This window comes from Hoeflea sp. EC-HK425, assembly GCF_902498795.1.
GTDB classification, from domain to species: Bacteria; Pseudomonadota; Alphaproteobacteria; order Rhizobiales; family Rhizobiaceae; genus Hoeflea; species Hoeflea alexandrii.
On record NZ_LR701572.1, the window covers coordinates 3100170 to 3111936 of the forward strand.

Below are 11767 nucleotides of genomic sequence, written 5' to 3' on the forward strand. Positions count from 1 at the left end.
GCAGCAAACCCGTGGCGAGGAGCGGAGATGGCTTTTTGCGAATGATTTGCAAAAGCATTGACAATGGCAGCAATGCGCATAGATTGCCTCTTGCAAACCATTCGCAGGAAGGGATCTATGCGTATCTTCGCAATTCTGGGACTTCTCATGGCGTTCAGCCTTGGACCGGCAACATCGGCGCTGGCGCAAATCAAGGTTCTGACCTCGTTTACCGTCTTCGCCGACATGGCCCGCAATGTCGCCGGAGAACATGCCGAAGTGGTCTCGATCACCCGCGAGGGCGCCGAGATCCACATGTTCCGCCCCACGCCGGGCGACATCAAGCGCGGGCTTGGCGCCGATGTGGTGCTGTGGAACGGGCTGGGACTGGAAACCTGGTTCGAACGCTATCTGGAAAATCTCGGCGACGTGAAGGCCTATGTCCTGTCCGATGGCATCGAACCGATCAGCATCGGGGACGGCCCCTATGAAGGCCGGGCCAACCCGCATGCCTGGATGTCTCCAGGCAATGCCATGATCTATGTCGACAACATCGTCCGCGCACTGTCGGAAACCGATCCGGACAACGCCGCTGCCTACAGGGCGAACGGCGAAGCCTACAAAGCAGAGATCACCGCGACCTTCGAACCGATCCGCGCTTCCATTGAAGCCCTTCCGGAGGAGCGGCGCTGGCTGGTCTCCTCAGAAGCGGCGTTCTCCTACCTGGCGCGGGATTTCGGCCTGAAGGAGGCCTCGATCTGGGCGATCAACGCCGACAGCCAGGGCTCGCCGCAGCAGGTGCGGCGCATCATCGACCTGATGCGCGAGAACCAGATCCCGGTGATCTTTTCAGAAAGCACGGTCTCGCCAAAACCGGCCGAGCAGGTAGCACGGGAAACCGGGGCGGCCTATGGCGGCGTGCTCTACGTGGATTCGCTGTCGACGCCCGACGGGCCGGTTCCAACCTATCTCGACCTGCTCAGGGTGACATCGGAAACAATCGTCACCGGACTGACGGCCAAACCATGAATCCGCCCGCCCCCGTTGGCATGCAGACTGCCCCGATGACCGGCCTCGACGTGCACGATGTCTCGGTGATCTACCGCAACGGCAACAAGGCGCTCGACGGCGCCTCGTTTTCGGTTCCGAAAGGCTCGATCACGGCGCTGGTCGGCATCAATGGCAGCGGCAAGTCGACGCTGTTCAAGTCGCTGATGGGGTTCGTGCCGATTGCCGGCGGCGAGATCAGCATCATGGGGCTTTCGGTGAAGCAGGCGCTCGGCCGCAATCTCGTGGCCTACGTGCCGCAGGCCGAGGAGATCGACTGGTCGTTTCCCGTCCTGGTCGAAGACGTTGTGATGATGGGCCGCTACGGCCACATGAATTTCCTGCGCATGACGCGGCCCGCCGACCGCACAGCGGTCAACGAGGCGCTCGAGCGCGTCGGCATGCAGGCCTTCCGCAAGCGCCAGATCGGTGAACTCTCCGGCGGGCAGAAGAAGCGTGTCTTCCTGGCCCGGGCGCTGGCCCAGGAGGGCCAGGTCATCCTGCTCGACGAGCCCTTCACCGGCGTTGACGTGACCACCGAGAACCAGATCATCGAGCTGCTCAAGGATCTGCGCGCGGAAGGCCGGGTGATGCTGGTCTCGACCCACAATCTCGGCAGCGTGCCCGAATTCTGCGACCGGGCGGTGCTGATCAACCGCTCCGTCCTGGCCGAGGGACCGACCGGTGAGGTCTTCACCCAGAAGAACCTGCAGAAGGCCTTTGGCGGCGTGCTCAGGCATTTCGTTCTCGGCGGACAGGATCTGCACGATGATGACGACCGGCGCCAGGTCACGGTCCTGACCGACGACGAGCGGCCCTTCGTCATCTATGGCGAGGCCGAACGCAAGGCCCGCAAGGGCAAACCCAAGGGCAGCGGGGAGACACCCTGATGAGCTGGCTGCTCGAGCCTTTCAGCTACGGCTACATGGTCAATGCCATGTGGGTGTCGGCGCTGACCGGGGCGATCTGCGCGTTTCTGTCGTGCTACCTGATGCTCAAGGGCTGGTCGCTGATCGGCGACGCGCTGTCGCACTCGATCGTGCCGGGCGTGGCCGGCGCCTACATGCTCGGACTGCCGTTTGCGGCGGGCGCCTTTCTCGCGGGAGGACTGGCGGCGGCCGCCATGCTCGCCATCCGCTCGCGGACACGTCTGCGCGAGGACGCAATCATCGGCATGATCTTTGTCTCGTTCTTCGCGCTCGGGCTGTTCATGGTCTCGATCTCGCCGACGCCGATCAACGTGCAAACCATCGTGCTCGGCAATGTGCTGGCAATCACGCCGTTGGATTCGCTGCAGCTGATCATCATCGGCGCCGTCACGCTGACCGTGCTCACCCTGATCTGGAAGGACCTGATGCTGGTGTTCTTCGACGAGAGCCACGCCCGCACGATCGGCATCCGCGCCGACCTCCTCAAAGGGGTGTTCTTCACGCTGCTGGCGGCTTCCACCGTGGCGGCGATGCAGACCGTCGGCGCCTTCCTGGTGATCGCGCTGGTGGTGACGCCGGGCGCCACCGCCTACCTTCTCACCGACCGGTTTCCGCGGCTGATCGTCATTGCCGTGGCGATCGGCTCGATCACCTCGTTTGTCGGGGTGTACCTGAGCTATTTCCTCGACGGCGCCACCGGCGGCGTGGTGATCATGCTGCAGACCGGGCTGTTCCTCCTGGCCTTCCTGTTTGCGCCCCGGCACGGGATCCTGGCGCAGCGGGCCAGGGCGCGCGGGGCGAGCGCCGGGACGGGAGCGGCCTGATGGATAGCGTGCTCGACTTCTTCATCGATCCGTTCCGCTTCGCCTACATGCAGAAGGCGTTCCTGATCACCTTCCTGATCGCGCTGCCGATGGCGGCGATGAGCTCGCTGATGGTGCTCAAGGGCTGGTCGCTCTTGGGCGACGCGATGAGCCACGCGGTGCTGCCGGGCATCGTCATGGCCTATATCGCCGGCCTGCCGCTGGTGATCGGCGCCTTTGCCGCCGGCCTTTTCTGCGCGGTCGCCACCGGCTGGCTCAACGCCAACAGCCGCGTCAAGGAAGACACGGTGATGGGCATCGTGTTTTCCGGCATGTTCGGCTTAGGCATCGTGCTGCATGTGAGCGTCCGCTCCAGCCTGCATCTCGACCACATCCTGTTCGGCGACATGCTCGGCGTTGCTTGGTCGGACATCGGCGCGACCGCCATCCTGGCTGCCCTGTGCGGCGGGTTCCTGCTGGTCAAGTGGCGCGATCTCGTCGCCCAGGCCTTCGACGGCCTGCACGCCCGCGCCATCGGGCTCAAGACCGGATGGCTGCATTACGGGCTGCTGACGGCCATCGCGCTGATGATCGTCGCCAGCCTCAAGGCCGTCGGCATCATCCTGTCGATCGCGCTCCTGGTGGCACCGGGTGCCATCGCCTTCCTCGTCGCCCGCACCTTTGCCGGCATGCTGACGGTGGCCGTTGGATCGGTGATGCTGTCGGCACTGATCGGCATCTTCGCCAGCTACCACATCGACAGCGAACCGGCGCCGACCATGGTGCTGATGATGACCGGGCTGTTCGTGGTGGCGCTGGTGGTGAGCCAGCTGCGGGACATGCGGATGCGGCGGGTGGCGCGAGGCTAAAGCCAGGTTTTCCAAGAGGGTTCAGAGCCCCTCGATCGAAAACTCGGGCGCGCCGGTCCACTTGAGGTTCCAGGTCGCGCCCGGACGGACATTCTGGATGATACCGGGGTCGAAGGCGACGAAGCAACGACCGCCTTCATGGCGCACCGAGGGGTAGATCAGCCCGCGATGCCCCTGGCTCCTCAAAGATGCGGCCAGGGCCTGTCCCGCCGGATAGCCCTTATCGGTGTCCGGATCGAGCGCCGGGTGAGACGCTCCAGCCTGATCGGTCCCATGGAGATCGGAATACAGATCAGGGAAATCGCCGATGAAATCGGCCAGCAGTTCGACATAGCGCGCCTCGTCCTCGTAGCGGTTTATGAACCCCAGTTCGCGGGTCCTGTGGAAGCCCACCTCCTGTGCGCTGGTCAGCATGTCCCAGGCGCAATACCAAGCACCGCGGTCGCCGCTGTTGAAGCGATTGCCGGCCGGCCGCGTGTAGGTGAAAGCGGCATTGATGTGGCTTTCGCCATAGAGCTTGAGGTCCTGCGCGCGCCGGGCGAAGGCCAGTTCGCGGCGGTCGAGCGCCGGGCTGCCCTCGCGTTCGGCGATCAGCCGCGCGCTGGTCTCGCCCTCGAGCTCGGCGAGGACCGCGGCCTCCTCGTCGGTATCGACAAGCCCGCGCAGGACCGGCGGCTTGTGATGCGTCTCGGGGATCAGGCGGACAAGGGCGCGGTCATTGACCGGGGTGATCCTCACACACCGCCCCGGAGCGCATCGACATAGTTGCGCACGCGCAGGATCTTCGGCAAGCCGCCGGCGATCATCGCATCCACCGGCCGCGCGCCATCGAATTCAGGCCCCCGGTTGGGCAGCTTGACCCACTCGCCGGCGATGGGTTCGTTGAAGTAAAGCTCCAGCGACTTGTAGAGCCCGATGAGCGCACTTAGCCGCAGCATCTGGTCATGGGTCAGGTCACCGGCGAAACCGGGTTTCTTCGCCCGTTTCCAGGTGGATTCCGACATGTCGACCAGTGCGGCTGCCTCGCGCAGCGTCAGCGACCAGGCATCGGCAATCCGCGCGAAAGCTTTCAGCCCCACCGCCTGCCGGTCCGGCGCAACGCGTTCCAGGGCAAGGTTTTCCATCAGGGCATTCCTTATGTAACAACCAACAACAATAGTTTCATTTGAACCGCTTTTCAAGTCCATATGGTCCATTTAGGCGCAGCGAGGCAAGTTGCCACCCTCCCCCTTGCCTTCCTCCCGCGATTCGGCCTAGATACGACCATCCCGTTGGGAGAAGCCGGTTCAATCCGGTGCCGAAGGAGCAACCGCCCCGGAAACTCTCAGGCAAAAGGACCAACGGACCACTAGGACTCTGGAGAATGGCGCTTTCCGCGTCTGCCGAAGGGATAACAATCTCAGGCAAAAGGACAGAGGGGGCTGTTTGAAAGCGTTCGACGCTTGACGATTGGCCCGTGCACGGTTGAACCCGGCACCCGAGATGGAGACTGCAGCGTGGACACCACAGCTGACCTTCTGAAAACGCCCCTACATTCCCTGCACCTCGAGCTTGGCGCGCGCATGGCCGGATTTGCCGGCTACGACATGCCGATCCAGTACAAGATGGGCGTCATGCAGGAGCACCTGCACACCCGCGCCAATGCCGGCCTGTTCGACGTTTCGCACATGGGGCAGATCCTGATCCGCGCCAAATCAGGCGACGTCCGCGATGCGGCGCTGGCGCTCGAGACCATCACCCCGGTCGACGTCGCCGATCTCAAACCCGGCCGCCAGCGCTACGGGCTTTTCACCAACGACAAGGGCGGGCTCGAAGATGATTTCATGGTGGCCAACAGAGGTGACCATCTCTACCTGGTGGTCAACGCGGCCTGCAAGCAGGACGACCTCGCGCGCATCGGGGCGGCACTGTCCGACACTTGCGAGATCGAGGCGCAGTTCGACCGCGGGCTGATCGCGCTGCAGGGACCGGCGGCGGAAGGGGTGCTGTCGTCCTACGCGCCGAAAGCAGAAGACATGCTGTTCATGGACGTCACCGAGCTTGAAATCGCCGGTGTACCGGTGGTGGTGTCGCGCTCGGGCTATACCGGCGAGGACGGCTACGAGATCTCGATCCCGGCGGAAGAGACCGACCGCATCGCCCGGCTGCTCTTGTCGGACGACCATGTCGCGCCGATCGGGCTCGGGGCGCGCGATTCACTCCGGCTGGAAGCCGGTCTCTGCCTCTACGGCAACGATATTGACGAGGCCACCACGCCGGTGGAAGCCAACCTGAAATGGGCGATCCAGAAGGTGCGACGCAGCGGCGGTGCACGCGAAGGCGGCTTCCCGGGCGCTGACATCATCCTCTCCCAGTTCGACAACGGCGCTTCCCGCCTCAGGGTCGGTCTGCAGCCTGCGGGCAAGGCGCCGGTGCGCGCCGGCGCCGTGCTGTTTGCGCAGGAGACCGGCGGCGAGGCCATCGGCACGGTGACATCGGGCGGCTTCGGCCCCAGCGCCGGAGGGCCGGTCGCCATGGGCTATGTGCCTGCCGCGCAGGCCGCTCCGGGAACCACGATCTTTGCGGAAGTGCGTGGCAAGCGGCTCGAACTGGCCGTCGCTTCCCTGCCCTTCGTCCCCTCCACCTACAAACGCTAAATCACAACAGGAACAGCACCATGCTCAAATTCACCGAAGACCACGAATGGCTCAAGATCGAGGGCGATGTCGCAACCGTCGGCATCACCGAGCATGCCGCCGAGCAGCTGGGCGACCTGGTGTTCGTCGAACTGCCCGAGGTCGGCGCGAAGCTCGACAAGGGTGGCGAGGCCTCGACCGTGGAATCGGTCAAGGCGGCATCGGACGTCTATTGCCCGCTCGCCGGCGAGATTACAGAGGTCAACCAGGCGATTGCCGACGATCCGTCGCTGGTCAATTCCGATCCGACCGGCGCCGGCTGGTTCTTCAAGCTCAAGCTCGATGACGCCGGCTCGGTCGACGAGCTGATGGATGAAGCCGCCTACAAATCCATGATCGGCTGAGACAGACCATGACCATCAAGCTGACTGACTACAATCCTTACGACTTCGCCAACCGTCGCCATATCGGCCCGTCGCCGGCGGAGATTTCCGATATGCTCGAGGTTGTCGGCGCTGCGTCGCTGGACGCGCTGATCGACGAGACCGTGCCGGGCTCGATCCGCCAGAAGGCGCCCTTGGCGTTCGGCGATCCGATGAGCGAACGCGAAGTGCTCGATCACCTGCGGGCGACGGCGAAGAAGAACAAGGTGATGCTGTCGCTGATCGGTCAGGGCTATCACGGCACCATCATGCCGCCGGTGATCCAGCGCTGCATCCTCGAAAACCCGGCCTGGTACACGGCCTATACGCCCTACCAGCCGGAAATCAGCCAGGGCCGGCTGGAAGCGCTTCTGAATTTCCAGACCATGGTCGCCGACCTGACCGGGCTCGACATCGCCAATGCCTCGCTGCTTGACGAGGCGACGGCGGCGGCGGAAGCCATGGCGATGGCCGAGCGGGCCTCGAAATCCAAGCGTACCGCTTTCTTCGTCGATCATCACTGCCATCCGCAGACCATCGACGTGATCCGCACCCGCGCTGAGCCGCTCGGTTGGCAGGTGATCGTCGGCGACCCGTTCACCGAGCTCGACCCCGACGCGGTCTTTGGCGCCATCTTCCAGTATCCCGGCACATACGGCCATGTGCATGATTTCACCGATGTGATCGCGACATTGCATGCGCACAAGGCGATTGCGGTTGTTGCCGCCGATCCGCTGTCGCTGACGCTGCTCAAGTCACCGGGTGAAATGGGCGCCGACATCGCCGTCGGTTCGATGCAGCGCTTCGGCGTGCCCGTCGGCTACGGCGGGCCGCACGCGGCCTACATGGCGGTCAAGGACGCCTACAAGCGCTCGATGCCCGGACGCCTGGTCGGCGTCACCGTTGATGCGCGCGGCAACCAGGCCTACCGGCTGGCGCTGCAGACCCGGGAGCAGCATATCCGCCGCGAGAAGGCGACGTCCAACATCTGCACCGCGCAGGTGCTGCTCGCCGTGATTGCCTCGATGTATGCCGTCTTCCACGGCCCGGTGGGCTTGCGCGCCATCGCCGGCCGCGTTCACATCAAGGCGGCGACGCTGGCGGCCGGCCTCAAGCAACTCGATTTCATCATCGACCCGGCGATCTTCTTCGACACCGTCACGGTGTTCGCCGAAGGCCGCCAGGCCGAGATCCTGGAAGCCGCGCGGGCTGAAGGCATCAATCTGCGCAAGGTCGGTGATGACCGCATCGGCATCGCGCTCGATGAGGTGTCGCGGCCCGAGACCGTGGAAGCGGTGTGGCGGGCCTTCGGCGGCACTCTCAAGTTCAAGGACATGCTGGCCGAGCCGATCATCGCCGATCCGCTGGTCCGGCAGTCACGCTATCTCGAACACCCGATCTTCCACATGAACCGGGCCGAAAGCGAGATGACGCGCTACATCCGCCGGCTGTCGGACAAGGACCTGGCGCTTGACCGGACCATGATCCCGCTCGGCTCGTGCACGATGAAGCTCAATGCGACGGCGGAAATGCTGTCGATCACCTGGCCGGAATTTGCCGACATCCACCCGTTCGCGCCCGCCGACCAGGCGCTCGGCTACAAGCAGATGATCGACGACCTGTCGGACAAGCTGTGCCAGATCACCGGCTACGACGCGATCTCGATGCAGCCCAATTCTGGCGCGCAGGGCGAGTATGCCGGGCTGATGTCGATCCGCGGCTTTCACCGCGGCAATGGCGAAGGCCATCGCCATATCTGCCTGATCCCGACGTCGGCGCATGGCACAAACCCGGCCTCGGCGCAGATGGCCGGCATGACAGTCGTGGCGGTCGGCACCCGCGAGAACGGCGACATCGATCTCGATGATTTCCGCGCAAAGGCCGAGCAGCACGCCGACAATCTCGCCGCCTGCATGATCACCTACCCCTCCACCCACGGGGTGTTCGAGGAGACGGCGGCGGAAGTCTGCGCGATCACCCACAAACACGGCGGCCAGGTCTATCTCGACGGCGCCAACCTCAATGCACTGGTCGGGCTGGCGCGGCCCGGCGACATCGGCGCCGATGTCAGCCACCTCAATTTGCACAAGACCTTCTGCATTCCGCATGGCGGCGGCGGTCCCGGTATGGGGCCGATCGGTGTGAAATCACATCTGACGCCGCATTTGCCGGGCCATTGCGTCACCGACGGCAAGCCGGGCGCGGTCTCGGCCGCACCCTTCGGCTCGGCATCAATCCTGCCGATCTCCTGGGCCTATTGCCTGATGATGGGCGGCGAGGGTCTGACCCAGGCGACGAAGATCGCGATCCTGAACGCCAACTACATCGCCGCACGGCTGAAGGGCGCCTACGACGTGCTCTACACCTCGGCGTCGGGACGGGTGGCGCATGAGTGCATTCTTGACACGCGGCCGCTGGTGCAAAGCGCCGGCGTCACTGTCGACGATGTGGCCAAGCGGCTGATCGATTGCGGCTTCCACGCGCCGACCATGAGCTGGCCGGTGGCCGGGACACTGATGATCGAACCGACGGAATCGGAGGTCAAGGCCGAGCTCGACCGGTTCTGTGCCGCTATGCTGGCGATCCGCGACGAGGCCTGGGCAATCGAGGACGGACGGCTCGACCGGGAGAACAACCCGCTCAAGAACGCACCGCACACGATCGAGGATCTGGTCGGTCCGTGGGATCGACCCTACGACCGCGAGGCGGCGATCTTCCCCGCCGGCGCGATGCGCAATGCCAAGTATTTCGCACCGGTCAACCGGGTCGACAATGTCTATGGAGACCGCCACCTGGTCTGCTCCTGTCCGCCGATGTCGGACTACGCGGAAGCTGCGGAGTAACACGCACGAACGAGATCAGGAGGCGGCTTTCGGGCCGCCTCTTTGCTGTCGAGCAGGCTCAGCCGCGCAACGATGTCGTCGCGGATCATTTTCAGCTGGCTTCATCGAAACGCGTCAATGATCCTGCCATGTTTGGTTTAGGGTAAACAAACCCTTGAACCGGGACAGGGCCGGCCACAACTCCCCGTCTACAGCCGCGCTCCTGACAATCTCTGACACTGCTTCGAGCTACGAATCCAACCAGTCTTGACGTGGAAGCGTCAGCCTTTGGCCACATTTTTTGCCGGAAGGCTTGATGAATGAATATTCATTCACTATTCTTACTGTACAGACCAAGTCAGAAAATCCGTTTGCCTGCAGATTGCGTAGAAACTGAGAGACGCAGTTTAGCGCAACTTGCATACCCCACCAAGGACCGCCGCATGGACACCGCCACGCACAGCATTGCCAGCAAGCGCGCCCTGGACATCCTGGACCAGGTCAAGTCGGTGTTTGCACTCAACGGCTTCGACGGTACCTCGATGCAGGATCTGGCGCAGGCGACGCAGATGAGCGTCGGCAATTTCTACCGGTACTTCCCCTCCAAGGACGCCATCATCACTGCGCTTGTCAAGCGCGATCTCGAGGAGATCGAAGCGGTGTTCGAAGCGGTTCAGAACGCCTCCGATCCCGGTGCGATGTTCATGACCATCCTGAGGGAGCGGATCGAGACGCTGCCGGTCGAGGACGCGGCCCTGTGGAGCGAGGTCCAGGCGGCCTCCTTCCGGTCGCCGGAGATCGCGACACTGATGCGCACAATGGACGAGACCGTGCGTGACAACGTGGTCAAGGCCCTGGTTCGCATCCACGGTGACGGCAGCGCCAATGCAGTCAAGACCTTCGAGACACGCGCACATCTGATGATGCTGCTTATCCATGGCTTTGCCCAACGCAAATTCTGTGCCCGCGAAGCCATCCTGGACGAACAATCCGCAGCGCTCGGCGAGCTCGTGCTCTCGACACTGCACGACACCATTTTCGCTCCCCCAGCCACTCCCGCCGAATGACCGGATCTTCCATGCGCCCTGTTCTCGCCCTTCTGCTCGCCCTTCCGCTTCTCTCTGCCCTGGCCTTGCCTTCAGGCGCGGTCGACGCCGAGGCCCCGCCTGCCACGGGCGCGCTGCCCCCGGCCATTATTGCCGTCAGGGCGAACGAAGCGCCGATCACCGACCGGGTGCTTTCCAACGGCATGATAATGGCGGTCGAGGAAGTGCTGGTCGCACCCCAGGTCGAAGGCCTGGCGATCGAGAGCCTCGAAGCCGACATTGGCGACCGTGTGCAGGCGGGTTCGGTCCTGGCAACGCTGTCCAAGGACCAGCTGATCCTGCAGCGCAGCCAGCTCGAGGCCAATCGCGCCAAGGCGCTTGCTGCAATCGCGCAGCTCGAAGCCCGGCTTGCGGAAGTCGAGTCAAATTCCGCTGAAGCGGTGAAGGCGAGCAACCGGGCACGGCAGCTGGCCGACCAGGGAACCTATTCGACGGTCCAGGCGGAGCAGGCCGAAGCCCAGGCCACCGCCTCGCTTGCCCAGGTCCGCTCGGTCGAGGAATCCATCAAGGTGGCCCAGGCCGATATCGCGGTGATCGACGCACAGATGAAGGACGTCGATCTGCGGCTGGCGCGAACCGAGGTCAAGGCACCGGTGTCCGGCATCATTTCGGCTCGCGGTGCCCGGATCGGGTCGATTGCCAGCGCCGGCGCCGGTCCGCTGTTCACCATCATCCGGGATGGAGAACTGGAACTGCGCGCCGACATCGCCGAAGCCGACATGCACCGGATTGCCGAGGGCCAGAGCGTGGTGGTGCATCTCATCGGTGCAGGAACACCCGCCAGGGGCATAGTGCGGCTGATCGAGCCGACACTGAACACCACAACCCGGCTGGGCATGGCGCGGATCAGCATCGCGGATGGCGAGGGCCTGCGCGCCGGCATGTTTGCCGATGCGCAGATCATTGTCGCCGAACGCGAGGCGATCACCGTGCCGGTGACATCGGTCAACATGGGTAACGGCAGCGCAGATGTGCTCAGGATCGAGGACGGTGTTGCGAGCCTGACCCCGGTGACTACGGGCATCCGCGAAGGCGGCCGGGTGGAAATTGTCGAGGGACTTGCCGAAGGGGACCTGATCGTCGCCAAGGCAGGCGCCTTCGTGCGTGATGGCGACCGGATCACTCCGGTGGAAGAAACCGACAGCGGCACTGTAGCCGCAATCACCGAGTGAGGC

Annotated in this window: 11 protein-coding genes and 1 riboswitch; of the genes, 9 read left to right on the forward strand and 2 right to left on the reverse strand. The window is 64.0% G+C overall.

Annotated features, from left to right (window positions below; translation table 11 throughout):
- Positions 1-147: 147 nt before the first annotated feature.
- Genes SPHINGO391_RS17705 through SPHINGO391_RS17720 form a run of 4 tightly spaced genes read left to right on the forward strand, consistent with a single transcriptional unit; the run spans position 148 to position 3627 of the window.
- A complete protein-coding gene (locus tag SPHINGO391_RS17705; protein WP_280177939.1) occupies positions 148-1008 on the forward strand; it encodes a metal ABC transporter substrate-binding protein in 861 nt (286 codons plus the stop codon).
- Positions 1005-1916 (forward strand): manganese/iron ABC transporter ATP-binding protein, encoded by a 912-nt coding sequence (locus SPHINGO391_RS17710; protein WP_280177930.1) that lies wholly within the window; start codon positions 1005-1007, stop codon positions 1914-1916. The genes SPHINGO391_RS17705 and SPHINGO391_RS17710 overlap by 4 nt, the downstream gene beginning before the upstream one ends.
- Positions 1913-2779, forward strand: a complete 867-nt coding sequence (locus tag SPHINGO391_RS17715; RefSeq protein WP_280177940.1) for a metal ABC transporter permease — start codon at positions 1913-1915, stop codon at positions 2777-2779. The genes SPHINGO391_RS17710 and SPHINGO391_RS17715 overlap by 4 nt, the downstream gene beginning before the upstream one ends.
- The gene (locus SPHINGO391_RS17720) at positions 2779-3627 is read left to right on the forward strand and encodes a metal ABC transporter permease (RefSeq protein WP_152010081.1); all 849 of its coding nucleotides are present in this window, start codon (positions 2779-2781) and stop codon (positions 3625-3627) included. Before SPHINGO391_RS17715 ends, SPHINGO391_RS17720 begins: the two co-directional genes overlap by 1 nt.
- 21 nt (positions 3628-3648) lie before the next feature.
- On the opposite strand, the gene SPHINGO391_RS17725 is transcribed toward SPHINGO391_RS17720, so the two are convergent.
- Positions 3649-4365 carry an RES family NAD+ phosphorylase gene (locus tag SPHINGO391_RS17725; RefSeq protein WP_152010082.1) on the reverse strand — a complete coding sequence of 239 codons (717 nt, stop codon included), beginning with the start codon at positions 4363-4365 and terminating at the stop codon, positions 3649-3651.
- Complete coding sequence (locus tag SPHINGO391_RS17730; protein WP_152010083.1) at positions 4362-4751, reverse strand: antitoxin Xre-like helix-turn-helix domain-containing protein; 390 nt, start codon at positions 4749-4751, stop codon at positions 4362-4364. Before SPHINGO391_RS17730 ends, SPHINGO391_RS17725 begins: the two co-directional genes overlap by 4 nt.
- Before the next feature lie 138 nt (positions 4752-4889).
- A riboswitch (glycine riboswitch) is annotated at positions 4890-4977 on the forward strand.
- A gap of 146 nt (positions 4978-5123) precedes the next feature.
- Between SPHINGO391_RS17730 and gcvT the strand changes: the two genes are divergently transcribed.
- From gcvT to SPHINGO391_RS17755, 5 genes are all read left to right on the forward strand, one after another.
- Positions 5124-6263 carry a glycine cleavage system aminomethyltransferase GcvT gene (gcvT, locus tag SPHINGO391_RS17735; protein WP_152010084.1) on the forward strand — a complete coding sequence of 380 codons (1140 nt, stop codon included), beginning with the start codon at positions 5124-5126 and terminating at the stop codon, positions 6261-6263.
- A 20-nt stretch (positions 6264-6283) separates the two neighbouring features.
- A complete protein-coding gene (gene gcvH, locus SPHINGO391_RS17740) occupies positions 6284-6646 on the forward strand; it encodes a glycine cleavage system protein GcvH (protein ID WP_152010085.1) in 363 nt (120 codons plus the stop codon).
- 8 nt (positions 6647-6654) lie between these two features.
- Complete coding sequence (gcvP, locus tag SPHINGO391_RS17745) at positions 6655-9507, forward strand: aminomethyl-transferring glycine dehydrogenase (protein WP_152010086.1); 2853 nt, start codon at positions 6655-6657, stop codon at positions 9505-9507.
- A gap of 422 nt (positions 9508-9929) precedes the next feature.
- Positions 9930-10553, forward strand: coding sequence for a TetR/AcrR family transcriptional regulator (locus SPHINGO391_RS17750; RefSeq protein WP_193217337.1), 624 nt, complete (start codon positions 9930-9932; stop codon positions 10551-10553).
- An 11-nt stretch (positions 10554-10564) separates the two neighbouring features.
- Complete coding sequence (locus tag SPHINGO391_RS17755) at positions 10565-11764, forward strand: efflux RND transporter periplasmic adaptor subunit (RefSeq protein ID WP_152010088.1); 1200 nt, start codon at positions 10565-10567, stop codon at positions 11762-11764.
- Positions 11765-11767 lie beyond the last annotated feature (3 nt).

Excerpts from the sequence above, each read along its gene's own strand:
- SPHINGO391_RS17730 (WP_152010083.1), bottom strand. The coding sequence starts at position 4,751 with ATGGAAAACCTTGCCCTGGAACGCGTTGCGCCGGACCGGCAGGCGGTG.
- SPHINGO391_RS17710 (WP_280177930.1), top strand. The coding sequence starts at position 1,005 with ATGAATCCGCCCGCCCCCGTTGGCATGCAGACTGCCCCGATGACCGGC.
- SPHINGO391_RS17750 (WP_193217337.1), top strand. The coding sequence starts at position 9,930 with ATGGACACCGCCACGCACAGCATTGCCAGCAAGCGCGCCCTGGACATC.
- SPHINGO391_RS17755 (WP_152010088.1), top strand. The coding sequence starts at position 10,565 with ATGCGCCCTGTTCTCGCCCTTCTGCTCGCCCTTCCGCTTCTCTCTGCC.
- SPHINGO391_RS17720 (WP_152010081.1), top strand. The coding sequence starts at position 2,779 with ATGGATAGCGTGCTCGACTTCTTCATCGATCCGTTCCGCTTCGCCTAC.
- gcvH (WP_152010085.1), top strand. The coding sequence starts at position 6,284 with ATGCTCAAATTCACCGAAGACCACGAATGGCTCAAGATCGAGGGCGAT.
- gcvP (WP_152010086.1), top strand. The coding sequence starts at position 6,655 with ATGACCATCAAGCTGACTGACTACAATCCTTACGACTTCGCCAACCGT.
- SPHINGO391_RS17705 (WP_280177939.1), top strand. The coding sequence starts at position 148 with ATGGCGTTCAGCCTTGGACCGGCAACATCGGCGCTGGCGCAAATCAAG.